The 23,991-nt window shown below is 34.4% G+C and carries 25 protein-coding genes; 2 read left to right on the forward strand and 23 right to left on the reverse strand.

What is annotated here, in order from left to right; all coding sequences use genetic code 11:
• The 20 genes from hrcA to R4B61_RS06265 form a co-directional block, all read right to left on the reverse strand.
• A complete protein-coding gene (gene hrcA, locus R4B61_RS06170) occupies positions 1–1,041 on the reverse strand; it encodes a heat-inducible transcriptional repressor HrcA (RefSeq protein WP_413627389.1) in 1,041 nt (346 codons plus the stop codon).
• Between the two features lie 85 nt (positions 1,042–1,126).
• A complete protein-coding gene (gene ribF / locus R4B61_RS06175; RefSeq protein ID WP_413627390.1) occupies positions 1,127–2,080 on the reverse strand; it encodes a riboflavin biosynthesis protein RibF in 954 nt (317 codons plus the stop codon).
• 2 nt (positions 2,081–2,082) lie between these two features.
• Positions 2,083–3,000, reverse strand: coding sequence for a tRNA pseudouridine(55) synthase TruB (gene truB, locus R4B61_RS06180; RefSeq protein WP_413627391.1), 918 nt, complete (start codon positions 2,998–3,000; stop codon positions 2,083–2,085).
• Between the two features lie 62 nt (positions 3,001–3,062).
• Positions 3,063–3,413, reverse strand: coding sequence for a 30S ribosome-binding factor RbfA (gene rbfA / locus R4B61_RS06185; protein ID WP_413627392.1), 351 nt, complete (start codon positions 3,411–3,413; stop codon positions 3,063–3,065).
• Between the two features lie 22 nt (positions 3,414–3,435).
• Positions 3,436–5,745, reverse strand: a complete 2,310-nt coding sequence (gene infB, locus R4B61_RS06190) for a translation initiation factor IF-2 (RefSeq protein WP_413627393.1) — start codon at positions 5,743–5,745, stop codon at positions 3,436–3,438.
• Between the two features lie 16 nt (positions 5,746–5,761).
• Positions 5,762–6,064, reverse strand: coding sequence for a L7Ae/L30e/S12e/Gadd45 family ribosomal protein (locus R4B61_RS06195; RefSeq protein WP_413627394.1), 303 nt, complete (start codon positions 6,062–6,064; stop codon positions 5,762–5,764).
• On the reverse strand, positions 6,051–6,356 hold the full coding sequence (gene rnpM / locus R4B61_RS06200) for an RNase P modulator RnpM (protein ID WP_413627395.1): 306 nt from the start codon (positions 6,354–6,356) through the stop codon (positions 6,051–6,053). The genes R4B61_RS06195 and rnpM overlap by 14 nt, the downstream gene beginning before the upstream one ends.
• A gap of 17 nt (positions 6,357–6,373) precedes the next feature.
• Positions 6,374–7,444 (reverse strand): transcription termination factor NusA, encoded by a 1,071-nt coding sequence (nusA, locus tag R4B61_RS06205; protein WP_413627396.1) that lies wholly within the window; start codon positions 7,442–7,444, stop codon positions 6,374–6,376.
• A 14-nt stretch (positions 7,445–7,458) separates the two neighbouring features.
• The gene (rimP, locus tag R4B61_RS06210; protein ID WP_413628305.1) at positions 7,459–7,932 is read right to left on the reverse strand and encodes a ribosome maturation factor RimP; all 474 of its coding nucleotides are present in this window, start codon (positions 7,930–7,932) and stop codon (positions 7,459–7,461) included.
• Between the two features lie 140 nt (positions 7,933–8,072).
• Positions 8,073–12,386: a PolC-type DNA polymerase III gene (locus tag R4B61_RS06215; protein ID WP_413627397.1), complete on the reverse strand. Its 4,314-nt coding sequence runs from the start codon at positions 12,384–12,386 to the stop codon at positions 8,073–8,075.
• Between the two features lie 53 nt (positions 12,387–12,439).
• Positions 12,440–14,146, reverse strand: coding sequence for a proline--tRNA ligase (locus tag R4B61_RS06220; protein ID WP_413627398.1), 1,707 nt, complete (start codon positions 14,144–14,146; stop codon positions 12,440–12,442).
• A 19-nt stretch (positions 14,147–14,165) separates the two neighbouring features.
• Positions 14,166–15,443 (reverse strand): RIP metalloprotease RseP, encoded by a 1,278-nt coding sequence (gene rseP / locus R4B61_RS06225; RefSeq protein WP_413627399.1) that lies wholly within the window; start codon positions 15,441–15,443, stop codon positions 14,166–14,168.
• A 19-nt stretch (positions 15,444–15,462) separates the two neighbouring features.
• Positions 15,463–16,251 carry a phosphatidate cytidylyltransferase gene (locus R4B61_RS06230; protein WP_413627400.1) on the reverse strand — a complete coding sequence of 263 codons (789 nt, stop codon included), beginning with the start codon at positions 16,249–16,251 and terminating at the stop codon, positions 15,463–15,465.
• 10 nt (positions 16,252–16,261) lie between these two features.
• Positions 16,262–17,002: an isoprenyl transferase gene (locus R4B61_RS06235; RefSeq protein WP_413627401.1), complete on the reverse strand. Its 741-nt coding sequence runs from the start codon at positions 17,000–17,002 to the stop codon at positions 16,262–16,264.
• A gap of 148 nt (positions 17,003–17,150) precedes the next feature.
• Entirely contained in the window at positions 17,151–17,714 is a 564-nt protein-coding gene (frr, locus tag R4B61_RS06240) for a ribosome recycling factor (RefSeq protein WP_413627402.1), read from the reverse strand.
• A 1-nt stretch (position 17,715) separates the two neighbouring features.
• Positions 17,716–18,438 (reverse strand): UMP kinase, encoded by a 723-nt coding sequence (gene pyrH, locus R4B61_RS06245; protein ID WP_413627403.1) that lies wholly within the window; start codon positions 18,436–18,438, stop codon positions 17,716–17,718.
• Positions 18,439–18,587: 149 nt separating this feature from the next.
• Positions 18,588–19,445: a translation elongation factor Ts gene (tsf, locus tag R4B61_RS06250; protein ID WP_413628306.1), complete on the reverse strand. Its 858-nt coding sequence runs from the start codon at positions 19,443–19,445 to the stop codon at positions 18,588–18,590.
• 81 nt (positions 19,446–19,526) lie between these two features.
• Entirely contained in the window at positions 19,527–20,267 is a 741-nt protein-coding gene (gene rpsB / locus R4B61_RS06255) for a 30S ribosomal protein S2 (protein ID WP_413627404.1), read from the reverse strand.
• A 150-nt stretch (positions 20,268–20,417) separates the two neighbouring features.
• Positions 20,418–20,702, reverse strand: a complete 285-nt coding sequence (locus tag R4B61_RS06260; protein ID WP_413627405.1) for a GIY-YIG nuclease family protein — start codon at positions 20,700–20,702, stop codon at positions 20,418–20,420.
• The gene (locus tag R4B61_RS06265; RefSeq protein ID WP_413627406.1) at positions 20,692–21,462 is read right to left on the reverse strand and encodes a tRNA1(Val) (adenine(37)-N6)-methyltransferase; all 771 of its coding nucleotides are present in this window, start codon (positions 21,460–21,462) and stop codon (positions 20,692–20,694) included. The genes R4B61_RS06260 and R4B61_RS06265 overlap by 11 nt, the downstream gene beginning before the upstream one ends.
• Positions 21,463–21,522: 60 nt before the next feature.
• Here R4B61_RS06265 and R4B61_RS06270 point away from each other — a divergent pair, with 60 nt between their 5' ends.
• Positions 21,523–22,143: a lysophospholipid acyltransferase family protein gene (locus tag R4B61_RS06270; protein ID WP_413627407.1), complete on the forward strand. Its 621-nt coding sequence runs from the start codon at positions 21,523–21,525 to the stop codon at positions 22,141–22,143.
• Between the two features lie 20 nt (positions 22,144–22,163).
• On the opposite strand, the gene R4B61_RS06275 is transcribed toward R4B61_RS06270, so the two are convergent.
• Positions 22,164–22,382, reverse strand: a complete 219-nt coding sequence (locus R4B61_RS06275) for a YneF family protein (RefSeq protein WP_413627408.1) — start codon at positions 22,380–22,382, stop codon at positions 22,164–22,166.
• A gap of 22 nt (positions 22,383–22,404) precedes the next feature.
• Positions 22,405–22,656: a DUF896 domain-containing protein gene (locus R4B61_RS06280; RefSeq protein ID WP_413627409.1), complete on the reverse strand. Its 252-nt coding sequence runs from the start codon at positions 22,654–22,656 to the stop codon at positions 22,405–22,407.
• A gap of 152 nt (positions 22,657–22,808) precedes the next feature.
• Between R4B61_RS06280 and lexA the strand changes: the two genes are divergently transcribed.
• Entirely contained in the window at positions 22,809–23,444 is a 636-nt protein-coding gene (gene lexA, locus R4B61_RS06285) for a transcriptional repressor LexA (RefSeq protein ID WP_413627410.1), read from the forward strand.
• A gap of 37 nt (positions 23,445–23,481) precedes the next feature.
• Here lexA and R4B61_RS06290 read toward each other — a convergent pair whose 3' ends face one another.
• Entirely contained in the window at positions 23,482–23,982 is a 501-nt protein-coding gene (locus tag R4B61_RS06290) for a phosphatidylglycerophosphatase A (protein WP_413627411.1), read from the reverse strand.
• Positions 23,983–23,991 lie beyond the last annotated feature (9 nt).

Raw genomic sequence — 23,991 nt, forward strand, 5'->3', positions numbered from 1 at the left:
TTATTGATCATAATCATAATAGTATCCCGAAATGCGTTTTTTTAACTCATTTCTGAATGCATCTACAACACCAATCATCTTTGGATAAGCCATCCTAGTTGGACCAATTAAGGCAATTTTTCCAACTCCATGATTTCCAAGATCATAAGTACCAGTTATAATGCTGTAGTTTTTTAACCAATCATTTTCAATCTCTGAACCAATTTTTACTGATATCGGTTTTAAATCATTTTCTAATAACTTATTAATTCCAGTATCATTGTTAAAAAGGTCGTCCAATAATTTAATCTTTGATAAGTCATTAACCGTAACTTGGTCAAACATATTCATCCGACCTCCCACAAAGTAATGATCATCATCAATACTTGCTAAAATCGAACCTAACGTTTGAACAAATTGTTGTGTATCAGGAAGATAACTACCCAGGTCACTTAATAATCCTGATTGGAAGACTAAGTTAACTTCTTTAGCAGTTTTCCCAACTAATTTATCATTTAACAGATTAGTTGCTTGGACCAGTTGTGCATCAGTATAGACACACATCACTAAAAACGATTGACTTTCAACTTGTTCGTTACTCATTATAACAACTACTAATAAACGATTTATCCCAATTCTAACGATTTGAAGATGTTTAATCGTATTTTCAGTAGCTAACTCTGGACTAATCGTCAGTGCCGTATAATCAGTAATCGATGACATAATATCAGCGGATTGCCTTACGATATCATCAATTTGTTGAAACGATTGATCTAACATTCCACTAACATACTTTAATCGCTTTTTATCAAGCGGTTTAGGCTTGGCTAAATGGTCGATATAGTAACGATAACCAATGTTAGATGGAACTCGTCCTGAAGAAGTATGCAATTTCTCAATAAACCTTTGGTCACTCAAGACTGCCATCTCATTTCTAATCGTAGCCGAGCTAACCTTAATTGGTAATTGATTAGCTAAAGCTTTCGATCCAATGGGAATTCCAGTTTTGGAATAATCATCAATAATATATTCTAATATCATCGCTTGTCGGTCAGTGAGCATCTTTATCACTCCTTTTTAGCACTCACACAGTTGAAGTGCTAAGGCACATTTATAGATTAACAAGTAATTAAAAATAGGTCAAGAATTAAGCTTTGATATTTCGAATGTCTTTAAAATATTTTCTAGTTTCCGCTTCGTCCAATTGTAATTGCTTAATTAGATCAGCCTCTCCTGTATATTTAATTTCATCTCTAGTCTTTTTAAGCCATTTAATTTCAACCTGATTACCATAAATGTTTTGGTCAAAATCCAAAATGTTTATCTCAATTGTAACGGGATTATCATCACCAAAGGTTATATTTCTCCCAATTGATGCCATTCCTTTATACCAAGCTTGATTGATTTTAATCGTTACGATATAAACCCCTTCAGATGGAACCTGCTGCCGATTATCATATTCAATATTTGCAGTTGGAAATCCTAGAGTTCGACCTCTTGCTAACCCATGAACTACAGTTCCACTAGTCTTAAAGTCATATCCTAACAATCGATTTACCGTTAACAAGTGCCCATTTTCTAAATTTCTACGAATTCGAGTGGAACTTATTTTTTTACCAGACATTACATCTGCGGGAACCGTAACGATATTGAATCTTCCTTTTGCATACTTAGGCAAATCGATCATAGTTGCTTTTTTAGCACCATAAGTATGATCAAAACCGGCTACAACCGTTTCTGCATTTAATCTAATCAAGTAATCATCAACAAAAGTTTGTGGTGCTTGAGATTGAAATTCAAAGTTATAATTAATTTTATAAACAATTTCAATACCTAAACTTTGAAATAGTTCCATTTTTCTATTCCATAACGACAAATACCGTGCTTCATTTCCTTCAAGCTTGCGGTAAACAATTGCCGGATGATGATCATAAGTTAAAATAGCTAATTTTATTCCCTTTTGTTTAGCTATTTTTCGGGCATGTTTAATGACTTCTTGATGCCCTAAATGAACTCCATCAAAAAATCCCATCACTAATACAATTGAATCTTCAAATTTAACTTTACTATCAATGGGATAAGATAAATCAATTACTTGCATAACTAATCTCCTTCAAGGTCAAACATTTTTAAAGGTAAATAACGTTTTTTTTCATGATTTAAGTAGTATAACGCACGATCAACATTATGATAACTAATTAACACCGTCTCATCATTGGGTTCGACCTCGTCGATTTCTAAGAAATTTCCATTTTTAACCCGCTTCCACTGTGAATCATTAATAATAATACGTGAGTAATCGGTTAAAGCCTTTCCAATGGGAAAAATCTTTTGTGCTAAACGGTCAGATTCTTTTGCTTCCATCAATTCATCAATCGTAACTGTTTCTGAAAGGTCAAAACCACCACTTTTAATTCGGGTTAGTTGTGACATAACCGCTGGAATATTAAATTTTTTTCCAAAATCAACGGCTAATGTCCTCACGTAAGTTCCCTTACCACAACCAACTTCAAAGAAAATGGTCTGGGTTTTATTTTCTTCGTCGATAATATCTTTTCCTAGTTGTTTAAAATAGCTGATTTTAGCGATTCGTTTTGGCCGTTCAACCGTTTCACCATGCCTAGCGTAATCATATAATCTTCGACCATTTACTTTTACTGCTGAAAACATCGGTGGTATTTGCGTTATTTCACCCACAAAGCTGGAAAGTCCCGCATCAATTTGCGCTTGAGTTAGCGGTTCAAAATCAAAATCGTCTTCAACAATTTCTCCATCTAAGTCTTCTGTCGTCGTTGAGAATCCTAAGGTAATTGAACCACGATATATTTTCCCAGAATCCATTAATAAATCGACTACTTTAGTTGCATGTCCTAAACAAATTGGTAAAACCCCATCGACATTAGGATCTAATGTACCACTGTGACCAACTCTTTTTTGACCAAACACATATCTCATTTTACTAACGCAAGCAAAGCTCGTCATTCCCATTGGCTTATACAAAGGAATTATTCCAGTTCTCATAAAATCTCCCCATTTATATGTACGCAAAAATAACTGAGAACAAAAAGTTCTCAGTTATTGTTTTATTGTTCGCGCTTTAGTTTATTAATTAATTCATCAATCTTACTACCATATTGAATTGACTTATCTAATTCAAAATGGATTTCTGGAGTTACATAAATACTTAAGCGGTGTCCTAGTTCACCACGAATTAATCCTGTAGCTTTATCTAGACCCTTTTGTACATTTTCTTTATCAGCCTCTTCATCAGACAAGATGCTGTAAAAAATGGTTGCTTGTTGTAAATCACCAGTTGCCTTCACACCAGTAATCGTAACTCCTTGGACTCGTGGATCACGAACCCGTTTTAACAAGATATCATCAACTTCTCGTTGAATTTCTTGTTGTAATCTACCTACACGATATTGTGCCATTTTGTGCCTCCATTTATAACGGTTACTTTGGAGCAACTTCTTTCATGCGGTAAGCTTCGATAACATCTCCAACTTTAATATCGTTGTAGTTTTCGATTGTAATACCACATTCGTGACCTTGCTTAACTTCTTTGGCGTCATCTTTGAATCGCTTCAAACTACCAATTTCACCATCGTACTTAACAACGTTATCACGAATCAAACGAACTTTACTATCGTTTTTAATAAAGCCATCGTTAACCATTCCCCCAGCAATCGTTCCGACTGCAGAAGCTTTATAGATTTGACGAACTTCAACACTACCAGTAACTTCTTCTTCAAACGTTGGATCTAATTGACCCTTCATTGCAGCAGTTACATCATCAATGGCATTGTAAATAACTTGGTAAAGACGAATATCAACTTGGTCAGTTTCTGCTTGCCCTTTAGCTTGTGGTGTAGGACGAACGTTAAATCCAATGATAATCGCATTACTTGCTTTAGCAAGAGCAACATCACTTTCATTAACCGCACCAACTGATGAATGGATAACATTAACGTTAACACCTTCAACGTCGATTTTCTTCAAACTACCTGCAAGAGCTTCAACTGAACCTTGAACGTCAGCCTTAATAACTACGTTAACTTGCTTCATATCTTCTTGTTTCATGGAATCAAATAAGTTATCAAGTGTTACACGATTATTTTGCTTTCTTTCTTCCATTTGTGCTTCTTTAGCACGTTCTTCACCAGCAGCACGAGCGGTTTTTTCGTCATTAAATACAACGAAACGATCACCGGCTTCAGGAACATCATTTAAACCAGTAATTTCAACTGGAGTAGATGGGGTTGCTGATTCGATTTCTTGTCCTAACTCATTTGACATAGTTCTTACTCGACCAAAAGTATCACCAACAACAATTGGATCACCTTTACGTAAAGTTCCTTGTTGAACTAGTAAAGTAGCAACGGGACCTTTTCCACGGTCAAGTCTTGCTTCTACAACTGAACCAGCACCATTTTGTTTAGGATTTGCCTTTAATTCCATCACGTCTGCTTGTAATAGAATCATGTTTAATAGCTCATCAACGTTAGTTCCCGTCTTTGCAGAAATATCAACGAAAATAGTATCTCCACCATATTCTTCTGGAACTAATTCATAGGCCATCAATTGTTCTTTTACATGGTTAGGGTTTGCTCCATTTTTATCGATCTTGTTAACCGCAACGATAATTGGAGTTCCGGCTTCCTTAGCATGGTCAATCGCTTCAATTGTTTGAGGCATAACCCCATCATCAGCAGCAACCACAAGGATAGTGATATCTGTAATGTTGGCTCCACGAGCACGCATTTCAGTAAATGCAGCATGTCCAGGAGTATCAAGGAATGTAATATCTTGGCCATCAAGATGGAGTTGGTATGCACCGATTGCTTGTGTAATTCCACCTGCTTCACCAGAAGTGATGTGAGAATGTCTCAAGTAATCAAGTAAGGTCGTCTTACCATGATCAACGTGTCCCATGATTGTCACAACGGGAGGACGTGGTGCTTGATATGATTTGTTTTGTTGTTCTTCTTCAAAAAACTTATCAATATCGGAAACATCCACATGTTGTTTTTCTTCAGCTTTGATTCCATAATCTTCAGCTAAAACCTCAATTGTATCTTTATCTAAAGATTGGTTTTGATTAACCATCATTCCTAGTATAAATAACTTCTTAATGATTTCAGCTGGTTCACGGTGAAGTAACTTACCTAAATCTTGAGCGTTCATTCCATCTTCAAAAGTTAATACTTCTGGCAATGGACGATCTTTACGAACAGATGGGGTTTTCTTTTTATTTTGGCGAATTCTTTGGTTCTTTGAATACATTCCTGCAAATGGATTACGACGATTGTTACGATTATTACGACGCTTCTTCTTACCGTTTCCATTTCCATTTGTATTACGATTCAAGCTACCACCAAACTTACCAGTAGTGCTAGTAGTGGTTTTGGGTTTAGCTTGCCCACTTTTATTGTTGTTAGCTGGTTTTTGGTTCTTATTTGGTTGATTACTTTTTACTGAATTAGTATTTTTACCATTTGCATGGTTATTAGTACTGGTTGAATGGTTGTTAGTGTTTGTCTTTTTATTTTTTACTGGTTGTTGCTTTGTTTGCTTATGATTCTCATTTGATTGACTTTTTGCAGTCTTATTCATTAATAAACCTCGAACAGTTTTTTCTTCGCTATTATCTAGTGATGACATGTGGTTTTTAACATCAAAACCTTTTTCTTTTGCTGCAGTAATAATTTTTTTACTTGGCACATTTAATTCTTTGGCCAATTCATAAATTCTTTTCTTTGGCATGAAATCACGCTCCTTATTATTCGTTCAATTCATTTAACTTCCTCGCAAAACCATTATCTGTAATTCCAACTATTGTTCGACTTTGACCGATTGCATCGCTAATATCAGATTTAGTTAGTTTATTGTTAACCGGAATCTGGTAGTAATTAGTTTTATTTATAAATTTTTTGGTAGTTGCTGCTCCAGCATCACTTGCAATCAAAAGAAATTTTACTTTCCCCTTTTTAACTGCATTAAGTACGATACCTTCTCCTGATATTATTTTACCAGCTCGTCTAGCAATCCCCAAAAGATTTAATATCTTATTATAATTTGTCATTACGTTTTAACTCAGCACGTGCTTGAACGTGGTCAACATACTGGATCAATTCGTCGTAGAAATTATCATCTAAATCGACTGAAAAAACTTGATCTAATAAATGGCTACTTTTAGCACTTTTAACTGCCGTAACATCGATTTGGACATAGGCTCCTCGACCTGGTTTTTTACCAGTTTCATCAAGGGAAACTTGTCCCTCTTTATTTCGTACAATTCGAACTAGTTCTTTTTTAGGAAACATTTCCCCAGAAATGATATCTTTTCTCATCGGGATTTTTCTTTTTTTAACCATTAAATTCACCTCAGAGTTTATTCTTCAGTTTCAACTTCAGCTGAATCATCGTTTTCCATTTCTGATTCTGGCTTAATATCAATTTTGTATGCAGTCAAACGAGCAGCTAATCTGGCATTTTGACCTCTTTTACCAATTGCTAATGATAATTGATCATCTGGAACAATTACAGTACATGCTTTTTCTTCATCTTCTTTGAAGATTACATCAAGCACATCCGCTGGATTTAATGCATTAGCAATGTAATTAGCTGGATTTTCGTCCCATTGAACAATATCCATATTTTCGCCACCTAATTCGTTAACAATATCTTGTACTCGTTGTCCTCGAGGTCCAACTGTAGTTCCCACTGGATCGATATTTGCTTCATTTGAACGAACCGCAACCTTAGAACGATCACCAGCTTCTCTGGCAATTGAAACAATTTCAACAATTCCATCATAAACTTCTGGGACTTCTTGTTCAAAAAGACGTTTAAGTAACCCAGGGGCTGTTCTACTTACAAAAACTTGTGGACCCTTTGATGCATCATCAACGTTTGTAACGTATACTTTGATTTTTTCTTGTGGTCGATAAGTTTCGTTTGGAATTTGATCATTATGTGCCATCGCTGCTTCAACCCCATCTAGAGTCAAGTAAACAAAGCGAGTATCTTGGCGTTCAACTTCAGCAGTAATCAATTCATCTTGATATTTACTGTATTTATTATAAACAGTTTCTCTTTCGGCTTCCCGAACTCTTTGCATAATAACTTGTTTAGCAGTTTGTGCAGCAATTCTTCCGAAGTCTTTTGGAGTTACTGAAAACTTAATTTCGTCTCCTAATTCATAACCGCGATTAATTTGTAAAGCTTCATCTAAACTTACTTCTAATCTTGGATCTGCAACTTCTTCGACAACTTTTTTCACCGCATATACGTTCATGTTCCCTTTTTTACCATCGAAATCAACTTCGACATTTTGGGCTTGATCATAATTACGCTTATAAGCTGAAACTAAAGCTGCTTCTAAAGCTTCAATAACAACCTCTTTTTTAACTCCCTTTTCTACCTCAAGGGCATCTAAGGCATTGACCAACTCTTTACTCATTCTTGTTCTCCTAACTAAAATTCAATGGCTAACCGGGCTTTTGAAATTAATTCTCGTGGAATTTTGATTTCTTTTCGATTAGTTTTTTCTTTAACTATTAAGGTTAATTCTTCTTGATTAATATCCTTTAAAGTACCTTCGAATACCTTTTTACCTTTAATCTTTTGGTATAAAGAAACATTAATATACTGATCAATGGCATCTTGATAATCTTGTTCATTTCTTAAGGGACGTTCTACACCTGGTGAAGAAACTTCTAAGAAGTATTGATCAGCAAATGGATCTGGATCAATTTGATCTAATTTTTCACTTAATTCATCACTTACTGATGCACAATCATCAATAGATATTCCGCCATCCTTATCAATATAAACGCGTAAATACCAGCTTCCACCTTCTTGCACATATTCAACACTATATAAAGAAAAACGGTGTTCATCTAGAATAGGTTGAACTGTATCGGTAACTTTTGTAATAATTTCGCTAATTTCGCTCAACTATTTACCTCCCAAAATTTTCCAATAAAAAGAGCGAGCATCTCTGCTCACTCCTTAAAGAGTTTTTAATTACTACCTACAATATAACACAGTAAGCTGACTTTCACAATTAAACTCACTATCTAGGTCTTTTATAAATCAAAAAGACTTAACTGGTTTTCATCTGGCAATCCTTTTAAGACTCCATTTTGGGTCATAAATTCAATGATTGTCTTTGATACTTTACCCCGCTTGGCTAAATCTTCCTTTGAAAGGAACGGTTTATCCTCTCGAGCGGCAATAATTTGTTTGGCAACGTTTAATCCTAATCCAGGAACCGCACTAAATGGTGCAATCAATTTATTTCCGTCCATTAACCATTCAGAGGAATCAGAGCGATCTAAGTCAATCATTTCAAACTCAAAACCACGTTCCAACATTTCATTTGCTAATTGCATGACCGTTAATAAATTCTTCTCTTTGGTCGAGGCTTCGGTCCCCTTATCATTAATTTCTTTCATTTTTGCTTTAACTGCTTCTTTTCCGTGAGCCATTGACTCAACGTCAAAGTCATCCGCTCTAACCGAAAAGTAGGCAGCGTAATAAACTAATGGAAAGTATACCTTAAAGTATGCCACTCGAAGCGCCATCAACACATAGGCTGTAGCATGGGCTCTTGGGAACATGTACTTGATCTTCAAACAAGAATCAATGTACCAATCGGGAACGTTTGACTTTTTCATGATATCTTGCCATTCGTCTTTAATCCCCTTACCTTTACGAACTTTTTCCATTATTTGAAAGGAAGTTTCTGAGTCAACTCCGTAATTAATCAAATCGGTCATAATGTTATCACGACAACCAATCACGTTTGAAATTGTTGCTTTGCCCTCTTTAATCAACTCGTCAGCATTTCCTAACCAAACATCGGTTCCATGGGAGAGTCCGGAAATTTGGAGTAAATCGGAAAAGTTTTTAGGCTTAGTATCTTCCAACATTCCTCTAACAAATTTAGTCCCAAATTCTGGAATTCCTAAAGTTCCAGTCTTAGACTGAATTTGTTCTTCATCAACATTTAATATCTGCGGTCCACTAAATATTGACATAACCCCTTCATCATTCATAGGAATAGTGTATGGGTCAATTCCTGATAAATCCTGTAACATCCGAATCATAGTAGGATCATCATGGCCTAAAATATCCATTTTTAAAATATTATCGTGAATGGAATGGAAATCAAAGTGAGTTGTTTTCCATTCTGCATTTTGATCTTCTGCCGGAAATTGAATTGGCGTGAAGTCGTAGATTTCCATATAATCTGGAACGATAATTATTCCGGCGGGATGTTGTCCGGTTGTTCTTTTAACTCCCGTAGATCCTTGGGCTAAACGGTCAATTTCAGCATTTCTAAAGTTTTTCCCTGTATCTCTTTCATACGCTTTTACATAACCATAAGCCGTTTTATCAGCAACCGTCCCAATCGTTCCGGCTCTGAATACGTTATTTTCTCCAAACAAAACCTTGGTGTAGTTATGTGCGATGGTTTGGTAATCTCCAGAGAAGTTCAAATCAATATCCGGAACCTTATTTCCTTTAAAACCTAGGAAGGTTTCAAACGGAATATTATGTCCATCACCAATCATTACAGCGCCACATTTAGGACATTCTTTTTCCGGCAAATCAAATCCAGAACTATACTCACCCTTAGTAAAGAACTCCGAATATTGACACTTAGGACACCGGTAATGAGGAGGGAGTGGATTAACCTCAGTGATTCCAGTCATAGTAGCAACCAGACTAGATCCAACTGATCCACGAGAACCAACTAAATAACCATCTTTATTACTTTTCGCAACTAATCTTTGTGAAATCAAATAGATTACCGAAAATCCATTTCCGATGATACTTTTTAATTCACGATCTAAACGATTTTGAACAATTTCAGGTAACTCATCACCATAAAGTTTATGAGCTGTATCCATCGTTCTACGCTTGATTTCATCTTCAGCACCATCCATCTTTGGCGTATACAACTTATCTTTAAGTGGATGAATTTCTTCGATTTCATCAGCAATTTGATTAGGATTGGTTATCACAATTTCTTCGGCTTTTTCTTCACCTAAAAATCTGAAATCCTTTAACATTTCATCAGTAGTTCTAAAGTGTAAATCTGGTAATTCTGTTCGATTAAGTGGATTAGCTCCACCTTGAGAACTAATTAATATTTTTCGATAAATATAGTCATGTGGATCCAAATAGTGCGCATCACCAGTAGCAACCAGTGGAATTTCTAATTGACTAGCTATTTCGGACATATTTTTAATAATTTCTTGCAACTTACCGCGATCACTAATTAACTGTTGATCCAATAGCGGTTGATAAGCTGCTTGTGGTTGAACCTCTAAATAGTCGTAAAACTTAGCTTTTTCAAAAGCCTCTTCTTTTCCCTTTTGCATCATTGCAGTAAATACTTCACCACTAGCACAAGCAGAACCAACTATAATTCCATCTCGTAATTTTTCTAATTCACTTCTAGGAATTCTAGGAACCCGGTAAAAGTAATCGATGTGAGATTTAGAAACCAACTTAAACAGATTTTTTAATCCCGCCTGTGTTTTAGCCATTAAAATTGCATGAAATGGTCTAGCATGACGATAAGCACCATTTTCCGTCATATGATCATTTAGTTGATCATGGTATTGAATATCATACTTATCTTCAGCATCTTTCAAGAATAAATAATTTAGATGACCAGTGGTTTCGGCATCATAAATTGCTCGGTGATGGTGTTCCAAGACCACATCAAATTTTTTGGCTAATGTATTCAAACGGTAACTTTTATAGTTGGGATATAAAAATCTAGCTAAAGTTAAAGTATCAATAATTGGATTTTGAATCTTTTCCATTCCATGTCTTAAATAACCCGTATTCATAAAGCCAATATCAAAAGTTACGTTGTGACCTACAATAATGGAGTCGCCACAAAAATCGCGAAATAGTTTAAAGACTTCTTCTTCTGACTTAGAACCAGCCACCATATCATCAGTAATAGATGTCAAATTTGTCGTTTGTTCAGAAAGATGAAAACCTGGATCAATAAATTCCTCAAATTCTTCAATGACATTATTTCCCTGCATTTTAACCGCTGATAATTCAATCACTCGGTCATAAATTGCTGATAATCCAGTCGTTTCCGTATCAAAAACAACGTAGGTCGAATCCTTCAAAGGAAGGTGTTTATCATTAAATCCAATTGGTTCTCCATCATCAACCACATTGGCTTCTAATCCATAAAGCATTTTGATTCCTGCACTTTTAGCTGAATTATATGCCTCTGGGAATGCCTGGACATTACTATGGTCTGTCACAGCAATTGCCGGCTGACCCCATTTCTTGGCACGTTTAACAAAATCAGAAATAGAATTGGTTGCATCCATTTGACTCATATTAGAATGCAAGTGGAGTTCCACCCTTTTTTTATCTTCTGGTTCAGTATCCATCCGTTCTTCGTGTTCAACTGGATTAATGTCATATGCATTTAGTGCTAATTCATGAGAGAAATTATCTTCTTGAACACTTCCTCGAACCTTAATCCAACTTCCTTCTTCAAGATTAGCAAATTTTGCCCCTTCATCATCATCTTTAGAAAATTTCTTTACGGTTATTGAAGAAGTATAATCCGTAATCTCAAGGATCATTAACTGTCTACCGGATCTTAATGCTCTAATTTCTTTTTTGAAAACATACCCATTAACTACAACTGAACGTTCTTCTTCAGTAATGTTTTCCATTTGCGTTATGTCCACATTATCTGCAATTTTTCGTCCAATTGTCACACTACCATTGGCAGCAGCAGATTGTTTTACTGAGTTAGCTTGTGCAATTGCTGCTTGTGCTTTTTGAGCTAACTCTTCATCTCTAACCTTTTTGGCAGCCATTAACTCTTTAATGCGTTCTTGTGATTCCGTTTCATCAACCATCGTATTAATCTCAAACGGTGGAAAGCCAACTTTTTTGTAGGCATCTAAAATAGGACCAATTGCCTTTTGATTCATAAAGTTCTTTACTAAATCATTTACTGCATAAAAGTTAACTCTGCCGTCTTCTAAACGAGGAACGTTATTATCACATAGTTCGTGAAGTAAACTTGATTTAACTCCAGAATTATTCACTACCCATTGCCAATAATCACCAATTTGTTGATTTTTCAATTCTGATTGTTGAGTTTGAATAAAGAAATCAATCTTTGCAATCTCACTAAAGGCCGCATGTAACCCTTGGGTAAAAGCAATAAAAGCTTGATAACTGAGAATTTCTGGGATAAAAAAATGAAAATCCCAGCGATTTGATTGTTGATGAACTTTAACCATTTCAATTTCAGCGCCAGCGAATTGATTTCGATACTCTTCGCTTATTTTAATTTGATCAAGTAATTTATTAAATTTTTCTTTTTTATTTAATGCCATCTTGTTCTCCTATATAATCGAACAAAAAAAGCCCGTTAATCAGGCTCCTTGATTTAAATTTCTTTTGATAAGATTTCAATTGTATTTTGTAAGTCGTCAACTTTGGTTTCGATTGTTTCACCAGTTTTACGAATTTTAACTTCAACAATTCCCTCATCCGCCTTTTTACCAATGGTAATTCTAATTGGGATTCCAATTAAGTCAGAATCTGCAAACTTGACTCCCGCACGTTCTTTACGATCATCAAGTAAAACATCTAAACCATTAGCTTTTAAATCATTATAAATTTTATCAGCCAATTCACGTTGTTCATCTTTTTTAACATTCATTGGTAATACATGGACATCAAATGGAGCAATTGCTTTTGGCCAAACCAATCCGTTATCGTCTGCCATTTGTTCAGAAATTGCAGATAACAAACGACTAACCCCAATTCCATAACTTCCCATAATGATTGGTGTTTGACGACCATTTTCATCAAGAATATTTGCATCAAGTACATCAGTATAACGAGTTCCAAGTTTAAAAATGTGACCAATTTCGATTCCCTTAGTAAACTTCAAAACACCGCTTCCATCTGGAGAAATATCTCCTTCATTTACTAATCTAAAGTCTCCATATTTAAGATTTGGCAAATCACGACTAGGATTAATGTTTTGATAATGTTTACCATCTTGGTTAGCACCAATAATACCGTTAACGATACCTTGTACGTATTCATCGGCTAAAACAGTCACATCGTCTGAAAGACCAAATGGACCAACAGCGCCAGGAACAGAACCTAGAATATCTTTAACTTGTGCTGCTGTAGCTAATTCAGCATCATCTGCATGGAAATAGTTTTTAACTTTAGCTGGATTAATTTCCTGATTACCTAGAACCAGCAATAAAACTGGTTTTTCATCAACCATATATAATAAGCTCTTGATAATTTTATTTTTCTCAACATCAAAGAACTTAGCTACTTGGTTAATATTTTTAACATCTGGTGTTTCTACTAACTCAAGTTCACCTAACTCAGCATGAGATTTTTTGTTTACAAATAAATTGGTTGCCATTTCTAAGTTTGCGGCATAATCACTATCATCTGAGTAAACGATTGTGTCTTCACCAACTGCAGCAGGAGCAGAAAATTCCATTGAATCGGAACCACCCATGCTACCACTATCACCAATAATTCCTAAGTATTGTAATCCAACTCGATCAAAAATATTCCGGAAAGCAGTATTCATTTCACGGTAAATTTTATCTAAATCATCATCGTTAGCAGAAAATGAATAGGCATCTAACATCATGAATTCACGACTTCTTAACAATCCATAACGAGGACGATCTTCATCTCTAAATTTAGATTGAATTTGATAAACATTAAGGGGTAATTTTTTATATGAATTAATTGTTCCTTTAATCAATTCAGTCATTGTTTCTTCATGAGTAGGACCTAAGATAAAATCAGTATCATGACGATTTTTCAATTTGAATAACTCAGGACCATAAGCTTCGTATCTACCGGAATCTTGCCAGAATTTTGCTGGAATTATCTCTGGAACTAACATTTCGTTAGCATTTGAATTATCCATTTCATCTTCAATGATTCGCTTAATTTTTTGAATCACACGATATGCTAAAGGAAGATAGGCATAAGTTCCTGCTGATATTTGTTGAATAAACCCTGCTCTAATAAGCATCTTATGACTAATTGCTTCAGCACCGGTTGGGTCTTGTTTCTGCGTTGGGATTAACATTTTTGATTGTTTCATTTTAAAATTCACTCCTCAATTATCGGATAAAATATCGCATGATATCATTCCAAGTTACTAGAATCATTAATACTGCTAAAAAGACAATTCCAATTAAAGTTATTGTAGTTTCTACTTTTTCTGAAATTGGTTTACCACGAAGTAATTCAATAATATTTAATAAAATCTTTCCCCCATCAAGAGCAGGAATTGGAATCAAGTTAACAATTGCAAGGTTGATTGATAACCAAGCTAACAATCCAACAACCCCGGAAATTCCTAGACTGGTTGCCTCAGATGTACTTGCATAGATAGCAACTGGACCACCTAAATCATTTAATGAAAAATGACCAGAAATCATTGTAAATAAAGCTCCAAACAATCTACCCGCATTGGTGTACGTGGTCGTAAAACCAGAAAATAGTTTAGCACTAAAGCTTGTATTCATCGTTGGTTTAACTCCAATGATTCCCACTTTTTTCTTTTGGGATGTTCTAGAATCAGTCATCACATTAATGTGCTTAGTCTCTTGATTTCTTTTTACCGTTAAATCAATCTTTCGATTAGGTTTTTTATTTACTTCCATTCCAATTTTTTGGAATGTATCTGTTTTAACACCATTTACTGCTAATATTTGATCTCCATCTTTAACCCCTGCAATTTTTGCAACACTAGGGTTTACGTTAGAAACACTTACTTTATTAGAATTACTGGTTACTCCTCCTTGAATAAAAGCAAGCAAAGTAAAAGCAATAATAGCTAACAATACATTATTAAAAATACCAGCCGCGTTAACTAAAATTTTTTTAATTACTGGGGCATTTTGAAATTGAACGTCGGCGGGAGCAATTTGCACTGCAACCCCATCATTTTCAACTATTAGTGCATCATGATCAACTTGGTAACGAACTTGTTGATTTTCATCACCATTTTCTAATCCTTCAATGTACAAATCATCAACTAAATCAGCTTTAGCAATTTGAAAGGGAATCCCACTCAAATTAGAACTATTTTTAGTCAAATCAATTTTTGTAACAACTTTTTCTGAATTAATCGTTAATTTAACTATCGTACCAGCAGACAACTCATTTTCTTCATCATCAGCACTACCAGCTAAACGAACGTATCCACCCAAAGGTAGTAATCTAATCGTATAGGTTGTGTTGTGGTATCGATGGAAAAACAACTTAGGTCCCATTCCAATTGAAAACTCACGAACCATTACTCCACTTTTTTTAGCAACAATGAAGTGACCAAATTCATGAACAAAAACTAACAAACCAAAAACGATTATAAAACTTATAATTGTAGTTACCAAATAATCACAATCCTTTCGTTTAAACGATTCCTAATAAATGAAGAAGCGGTAAAACAAAGAGCAAACTATCAAATCTATCTAAAATACCACCATGACCCGGTAGAATTTTACCTGAATCCTTAACATCATAAAAACGTTTCAACGCAGATTCAACTAAATCACCTAGTTGACCGAAGATAGATAGGATAATTGTAAAGATTAACATTGAAAAGGTACTAATACCAGAAATCGGGTAAAACATGACGAAAATAGTACATACAATTGTTGCAATTACAGTTCCGCCAATTGATCCTTCCCAAGTTTTGTTTGGAGAAATGTGTTTAGCTAATTTATGCTTACCGAAATATTTCCCCACAAAGTAAGCTCCTGAATCGGTACACCAAACAATAAACAATGCATATAGCAAAGTAGTTAAACTGTCTTGTCTTGCAACAATAAAGTAATGAAAACCGAATCCAATGTATAGCATTGCCAATGTATATACTGCTACATCATCAAAATTAAATCGATTCTTGGAAAAAACGGTTGCTAATAACAACAATATCACTAAAAAATAAAATAAGAATGCTGGACTTAAATAGTCTGGAAGTAAGTTTGAAAAATTGGCTGGAATTATTAAACACACAACCCCTAAGAAAGCAATGATGGCTTCCATTGAGATTAATAATTTCTTTCTCATAATCACTACTTCTGATAAAGCAACTAATCCCAGAACAACAGCTGTAATGTCAACTAAAATACCGCCAATAAAAATAACTGGAATAAATACCATTAAAGCAATTATTGCAGTAATAATTCTTTGTTTCATAATAAATCTCCTATTTATTTTTTAGGCCACCAAAACGACGATGACGACTTTGAAAATCAATAATTGTTTGTTTAAAGTCATCTTCATGATAATCTGGCCACATTTTATCTACGAAAATAAATTCTGAATAAGCAATTTGCCAAAGTAAAAAGTTAGAAATTCGCTCTTCACCACTGGTTCGAATCAAAAGATCCGGATCAGATAAATCACCAAATTTACTCGTCTCTAAATTAGAATTAAATAACTGTTCAGAAATATTATCAATATCTAATTGATCATTTTTAACTAGTGTAGCAATTTTTTTAGTTGTATCCACAATTTCTGCTCGGCTACCATAATTTAGGGCAAAGTTTAAAACCATTCCCGTACAGTCTTTAGTATCTTCTTGTGCTTTTCTTACAGCCGCTAAAGTTTTGGCTGGAAGTTGATCAACATTACCAATTGTTTTAACTTGAATGTTATTAGCAATTAATTTAGGAATGAAGCGATCGAAAAAAGTAGAAGGTAAACTCATAATGTATTTAACTTCTTTTTCAGGGCGCTTCCAATTCTCAGTTGAAAAAGCGTATAAAGTTAATAACTTAACTCCCAAATTACTTGCCGCAGTGGTGATTTCTTCAACCGTTTCCATTCCTCTTTTATGTCCTGCTATTCGGGGTAAATGCTTTTTTTTAGCCCATCTTCCATTTCCATCCATTATAATTGCAACATGCTTAGGAACTCTATTTATATCTATATCTGCTGGGTTCATGGACTCACCTCAATTAAATAAATTAAATAAAGGATGAGATTAACTACTCATCCTTTATCATCTTTAAAATCTCGCAAGATTTTATATTCGATTTGTAGCAATCAAATTAGCTAATCATCATTAAAAATAAATCCTTAATGATTTTTCACTAATTATTCATAATTGAATCTTGTTTATCTTTAACAATCTGATCGATTCCTTTGATTGCTTCGTTAGTTAATTTTTGGATTTGTTCATCTGCATCATGAGCAGCATCTTCATTAATTTCATCATTTTTGCTAGCACGTTTAACGATGTCATTACTTTCACGACGAACGTTTCTAATTGCAACTTTACTTTGTTCTCCAGTTGCCTTAACTTTTTTTGCAATTTCAGCACGACGTTCTTCGGTTAATTGAGGAACTTCAATTCTGATTACATCACCATCATTCATAGGATTCAAACCTAAATCAGCTTCTAAAATACCACGTTCAATATTTTTTAAAGCAGTTTTATCATAAGGTGTAATCATCATAATTCTAGGTTCTGGAATTGAAACTGAGGCTACTTGAATTAAAGGTGTAGGAGCTCCATAGTATTCAACTTGAACTGGCTTTAAAATACTTGCATTAGCTACACCAGCACGAATTTGACCCAATTCACTTTCTAAAACATCTTGAGCACGTTGCATTTTATGTTTAGTTTCATTAATTAAATCTTTTGTATTAAGCATTCTATTTTCCTTCCACTACTGTACCAATTTGTTTACCTTCAACTACTTTTTTGATATTTCCTGATTTATTTAGATTAAATACAACCAAAGGAATATCGTTGTCTTTTGATAATGAACTAGCAGTTGAATCCATTACGTTAAGTTCTTTTTCTAATAAATCTTTTTGGGTTAAATGATCAAATTTAATGGCATCCGCATTTTTATTAGGATCAGCTGAGTAAATACCGTCAACTCCATTTTTAGCCATCAAAATAGCGTCGGCGTCAATTTCTGCAGCACGTAAAACAGCTGCTGTATCGGTTGAGAAGTAAGGGTTACCGGTTCCACCAGAGAAAATAACAATTCTTCCCTTTTCCAAATGACGAACAGCTTTTCTTCTGATATATGGTTCGGCAATTTGTTTCATTTCAATTGAAGTTTGAAGACGAGTTGGCACATCTAAACTCTCTAAATTATCTTGTAAGGCTAATCCATTCATGATTGTTGAAAGCATTCCGATATAATCTGCTTGAGAACGTTCCATTCCCATTTCAGCTCCTGCTTCACCACGCCACATATTCCCACCACCAACTACGATGGCAATTTGGATTCCTTCATTGTAAACATCTTTAATTTCTTCAGCAATTTTCTTAATTACAGGCGGATTAATTCCAAAACCTTTTTCACCTGCAAGTGCTTCACCACTTAATTTTAAAACAACGCGTTTGTATTTTAATTCAGACATTAAATTTCCTCCAGAAAATAATTCAGTATCAGACTAATTTTAGCATAAATGTAGTATTTTAGATAGTTTTCAACAATAGTGATTACTCATTTTTTATAAAATAAAAGAGCCCTAACATTTTACATGTTAGCGACTCTAATAATAAAGAATTAGTCTTTTGCTTCAGTAGCTTCGTCGATACCTTCACCAACTTGGTAGCGTACGAAAGCTTCGATTTTGCCACCTTTTGATTCAACGTATTGACCAACAGTTTGATCTGGATCTTTAACAAAGTCTTGATCTACTAAACAAATTTGAGCAAGGAATTTGTGAATACGACCTGCAACCATTTTTTCAACGATATTAGCTGGCTTACCTTCTTCAAGTGCTTGGTCAGTTAATACTTGTTTTTCGTGGTTAAAACGTTCTTCTGAAATGTCATCTTTTGATAAGAATTCTGGGTTAGTTGCAGCAACGTGCATAGCAACGTCTTTAGCAACATCTTTATCAGCACCAGAAATCTTAACTAAAACACCAATTTCTCCACCATTGTGTAAGTATGCACCAAATGATTCATCATCATTCTTAGTCATAGTTTCAAAACGACGAAGTGAAACTTTTTCACCAGTAATTTGGCTAGTATGAATAATACTATCTTCAACTGATCCGTTTTCACCAAGGTTTAATTTAAGAGTTGATTCAACGTCTTTAGGTTGTTCAAGGGCAACTAAGTCACCAATTTCATCAACTAAGTTTTTGAAATCGTCATTAGCAGCAACGAAGTCTGTTTCTGAGTTAATTTCTGCAATTGCAGCTTTATCTCCGTGAACAGATACCTTAGTTAAACCGTTAGCAGCAGTGTTTCCACTCTTCTTTTGAGCTTTAGCAATTCCTTTTTCTTTAAGAATTTCCATTGCTTTCTTTTCGTCACCTTCAGCTTCAACTAAAGCTTTTTTAGCATCCATCATTCCGGCACTTGTTTTTTCACGTAATTCTTTAACTTGTTGTGCAGTAATCTTAGCCATAATTAATTCTCCCTTATTATTTGTTTTAAAAAAGCTAACTCTATCAGGCCGAAGTGGTCAAGATAGGGTCAGCCAAATTAATTATTATTTATCTTCTGAAGTTTCTTCTTTTTGTTCAAAAGTAGCTTCATCAACATCGTCTTCACCTTGACGACCTTCAATAACAGCATCAGCCATAGTTGAAGTGATTAATCTAATTGCACGAATTGCGTCATCGTTTGATGGGATAACGTAATCAATACCATCAGGATCAGTGTTAGTATCAACCATTGCGATAACTGGGATGTTTAATTTTTGAGCCTCTTTAAGAGCAATTTCTTCTTTATGAGGATCAACGATGAACATAACATCTGGAACCTTAGGCATATCTTCAATACCACCTAAGAATCTTTCAAGTTTTTCGATCTTCTTAGTTAAAAGAGCAACTTCTTTTTTAGGCAATCTTTCGAAAGTACCATCAGTTGACATTGTCTTAAGATCTTTTAAATACTTAATTCTTTTTTGGATTGTGTTCCAGTTAGTAAGAGTTCCACCTAACCAACGGTGGTTAACAAAGAATTGACCAGAACGTTTTGCTTCTTCTTCAACTGCATCTTGAGCTTGCTTCTTAGTTCCAACGAAAAGAACAACACCTTCGTCAGCAGCTTCGCTCTTCATAAAGTTGTAAGCGTTACCTAATAATTTAACTGTCTTTTGTAAATCGATGATGTAAATACCATTACGTTCAGTAAAGATGTATTTATCCATCTTAGGATTCCAACGACGAGTTTGGTGTCCAAAGTGAACACCTGCTTCTAATAATTGTTTCATTGATACAACAGCCATAATAAGCCTCCATAAAAAATAGTTTTTTCCTCCCCAGAATTATGCATGGAACTTAATGAATAAGCACTTCTATGCAAAACCTTCTAGGTGCGTATTGGTATCAGAAATACCAGTAATAATTATACATAACTTAGCAATTAATTTCAAACTTTATTTTTGCTTCCATTGGTTTTTTTCAACACCATGTTGTATTAAGTAATTTTCCTTAGCAAGCCGACTTTGGTGCTTAAATGCATATTCAGCTTTTAAAGCACTGTTTTTATCAGAAAACTTTTCAGAATATAATAATCGAACTGGTGGATGGCTCTTTGTATACTTAGCCCCGTGACCTTTTTTATGCTGCTCAAAGCGTCTTTTTACATTATCAGTAAAACCGCAATAAAATGAGCCACCGGTACACAAAATAACATATATAAAGTAATCTTTATTTTCCATACAACATCTTCCCTACTTGTTCCGTATACTCACCATTTTCGCCATAAACAAAGATGGGTTCTTTAATTTTTAAACCCGTTGATTTACCGTCTTTTATAGCTGAAATTAGAATCATATTAGCGTCTCGTCCATTTTTGGGATAGACAAATTGGAGTTCTTTGGGTGCCAATCGTAACGTTTGCATTTCATTTAAGATATCTAGTAAACGGTCAGGACGATGAACCATAAATAGCTTGCCACCATTTTTCAATAGTTCGCTACTGCTTTTTAAAACTGATTGTAAATTAGTTTTAATTTCGTGTCTTGCAATTGCTAAGTGTTCATTAGGATTCTTAGTGCTAGCTTTTTCATTTATAAAGTATGGAGGATTTACGGTAACGTTATCAAAACGTTCCTTTCCAAATTCACTGGTTGCATCGCTTAAATCCAGGTTAAACATTTCAACTTTATCAGTTAAATTGTTTAGTTGAATACTTCGAGAAGCCATCTCAGCTAACTTTTCCTGAATTTCTACTTCAATTATTTTTCCATTCGTTTTGGAACTTATGAACAATCCGACTGCACCATTTCCAGCACACAAATCAATTATTTGTGCTTTTTTGCTCTTTTTAATTTCTGCAAAATCAGCCAACATCACTGCATCTAAAGAAAAAGAAAACACATTATCACTTTGAATGATTTTAATCTGATTACTATATAATTCATCAATTCTTTCGCCGTCAGACAGTTTTATATCATCAACCATTCTCAATTCACCCATTTCTATTTTTATAAAATGCTATAATATCAATTGTACATCTCAAAAAGGAGGAAGAGAAGTTTGTTTTATTCTTTTATATTTTCATTTGCAAAGGGCCTAATTAGAGTTTGTAATGGAAAAGTAGACGTCATGAATACAGATCGAATTCCAGAAGAAAATTATATTCTAGTGGCACCACACCGAACTTGGTTCGATATGATTTATTTTGCAGCTATTTTACTGCCAAGACAATTTTACTTTATTGCCAAAAAAGAACTTTTTAAGAATCCAATTTTAGGGCGATTTTTAACCAAGTTAAACGTTGAACCAGTTGATCGTAATAACCCTGGAATTTCAGTTATCAAACGGCCAGTTAAAATTCTTCGTAAAACTCAATTATCTGTCTTGATTTTCCCTTCCGGAACCAGACATTCAACTAAGCTAAAAGGCGGAGCAGCAATGATTGCAAAAATGTCAGGCGCTCCCTTATTACCAGTTGTTTATCAAGGACCTTTAAGTTTAAAATCTTTTTTTAAAAGACAAAAAGCACACATTAACTTTGGAGATCCAATCTACGTTGATAAAAATCTAAAGTTAAATGATGATAATCAAGCCATTGTTGAGAAGCAAATGTCAGACGCTTTTAAAAAATTAGATAATGAAATTAATCCTGATTACGTATATATAGATAATGCAAAATAAAAAAAGCCTAATCGGCTTTTTTATTTTGCATTTCTTTTCATTGAATTCATCATTTGAGTAAGCTTTTTCTTGGAAGGTTTTTGTCCCATTTGAAGCATCATACTCTTAATTTGTTCTTCATTAATTGGAGGATTGTCCTTCAAGTATTTTTCCATATATTTACGAGCAGCATAAAAACCAACTGCTAAACCTGCAGCAAACGCCACGATTAATAAAATAATCCACATCCAAGTTGCCATTGTCTAACTCCCTTTTTTTATTTTAATTATCCCTAAGATTTTTTTCACGTTGAATTTCTTTAACTTTTTCTGGAGTAACTTCATTTCCATCCTTGTCAAAGATTTGAGTCATCTCAACTTGACTTCTAAAGTTAGCCCGAAAACGTTTAAGATACTTTTGTCTTAAGGCCTCTCTTTCAGATTTTTCATCTTCAGTTAACTCTTGTACCTTAGCTTTTCTGGAAAGCTCATTGATACGCGGAAGGATTTTCTTAAGTTCTGGATCTTCTGCCATCGTTACCAACTCCTTAGAATAATTTAACTACTTATATAATAGCATGAAAAAAATAATAAATAAAATTTTAAAAACACGAACTAACGTTTGCAAAACCCTATAGATATGGTAATCTAAACTTAAATCACAATTATTTACACTGAGGTATTTAAATGTCAGCTAATTCAAACACAAAACAAACAGATATTTTACGTTTTATCTTTGATAACGTTAAAGAACATGGTTATCCACCTACCGTTAGAGAAATTGGAAAAAAAGTAGGACTTTCTTCAACTTCAACGGTGCATGGACACTTAGCCAGACTTGAAAAAAAGGGATACTTGTACAAAGATCCAACTAAACCCCGTGCATTAGAAGTAACGTCTGAGGGAGTTGCCTTTTTAGGCATTCCAATTGAAAATACCAACAAAGAAATGCCCCTTTTGGGTACTGTAGCTGCAGGAGAACCTATTTTAGCTGTTCAAGAAGCTACTGACTATTTTCCCATCCCTGATAATTTAAGCAGACAAGCAGATTCACTATTTATGCTGACCATTAGCGGGAATAGTATGATCAATATTGGTATTTTAGACGGTGATCAAATTATTGTCAGACGACAATCAAGCGCCAACAATGGCGAAGTTGTTGTTGCTATGAATGACGATGGCGAAGCTACTTGTAAGCGATTCTTCAAAGAAAGTGACCACTTTAGACTCCAACCAGAAAATGATGAATTAGCACCGATAATTTTAACTAAGTGTACTATTCTCGGAAAAGTAGTTGGTCTCTACCGTTTTGAAATCGATTAAAAAAAGAGTTTGAGAAGATTTTTCTCAAGCTCTTTTTCTATGAATTTTTATGTGCAATTTTAGCTGAAGCAGCTCCCGCAACAGAAGCAACAATATCATCAATAAATGTGGTAACTCGATTTTTACTTTGATCAAGTTCTTTTACAATACCTTGTTTATAAGTATCTAAGCCACAGTAATTGGTAATCCCAATCGTTCCATAAATATTTGCAATTCCCAAAGCTAAAGTTTCATCAACTCCAAAAACACCTAAATCGTGTTCTACAATACTTTGAAGTGGTTCCTGTAACTTATGTTCAGTTGCCAATCGATCAATTTCTAATCCCACTAAAGCATTATTTAAAACTTCACGTTTATGAAGAACGTCAATAACTATTTTATCAACGTACTCCAAACTAGGAATTTTATTGTATTTTATTTGTAAATTATAGGTAACTTTAGAAATATCCCTAATGGTTACCCCATTTTCATTTAATTGTCTAATCACTGCATTATACGCTTGTGTATCTGGATATTTATAATCTCTTTTATCCACCATAAATTCCTC

This window comes from Fructilactobacillus vespulae (assembly GCF_047324295.1).
GTDB classification, from domain to species: domain Bacteria; phylum Bacillota; class Bacilli; order Lactobacillales; family Lactobacillaceae; genus Fructilactobacillus; species Fructilactobacillus vespulae.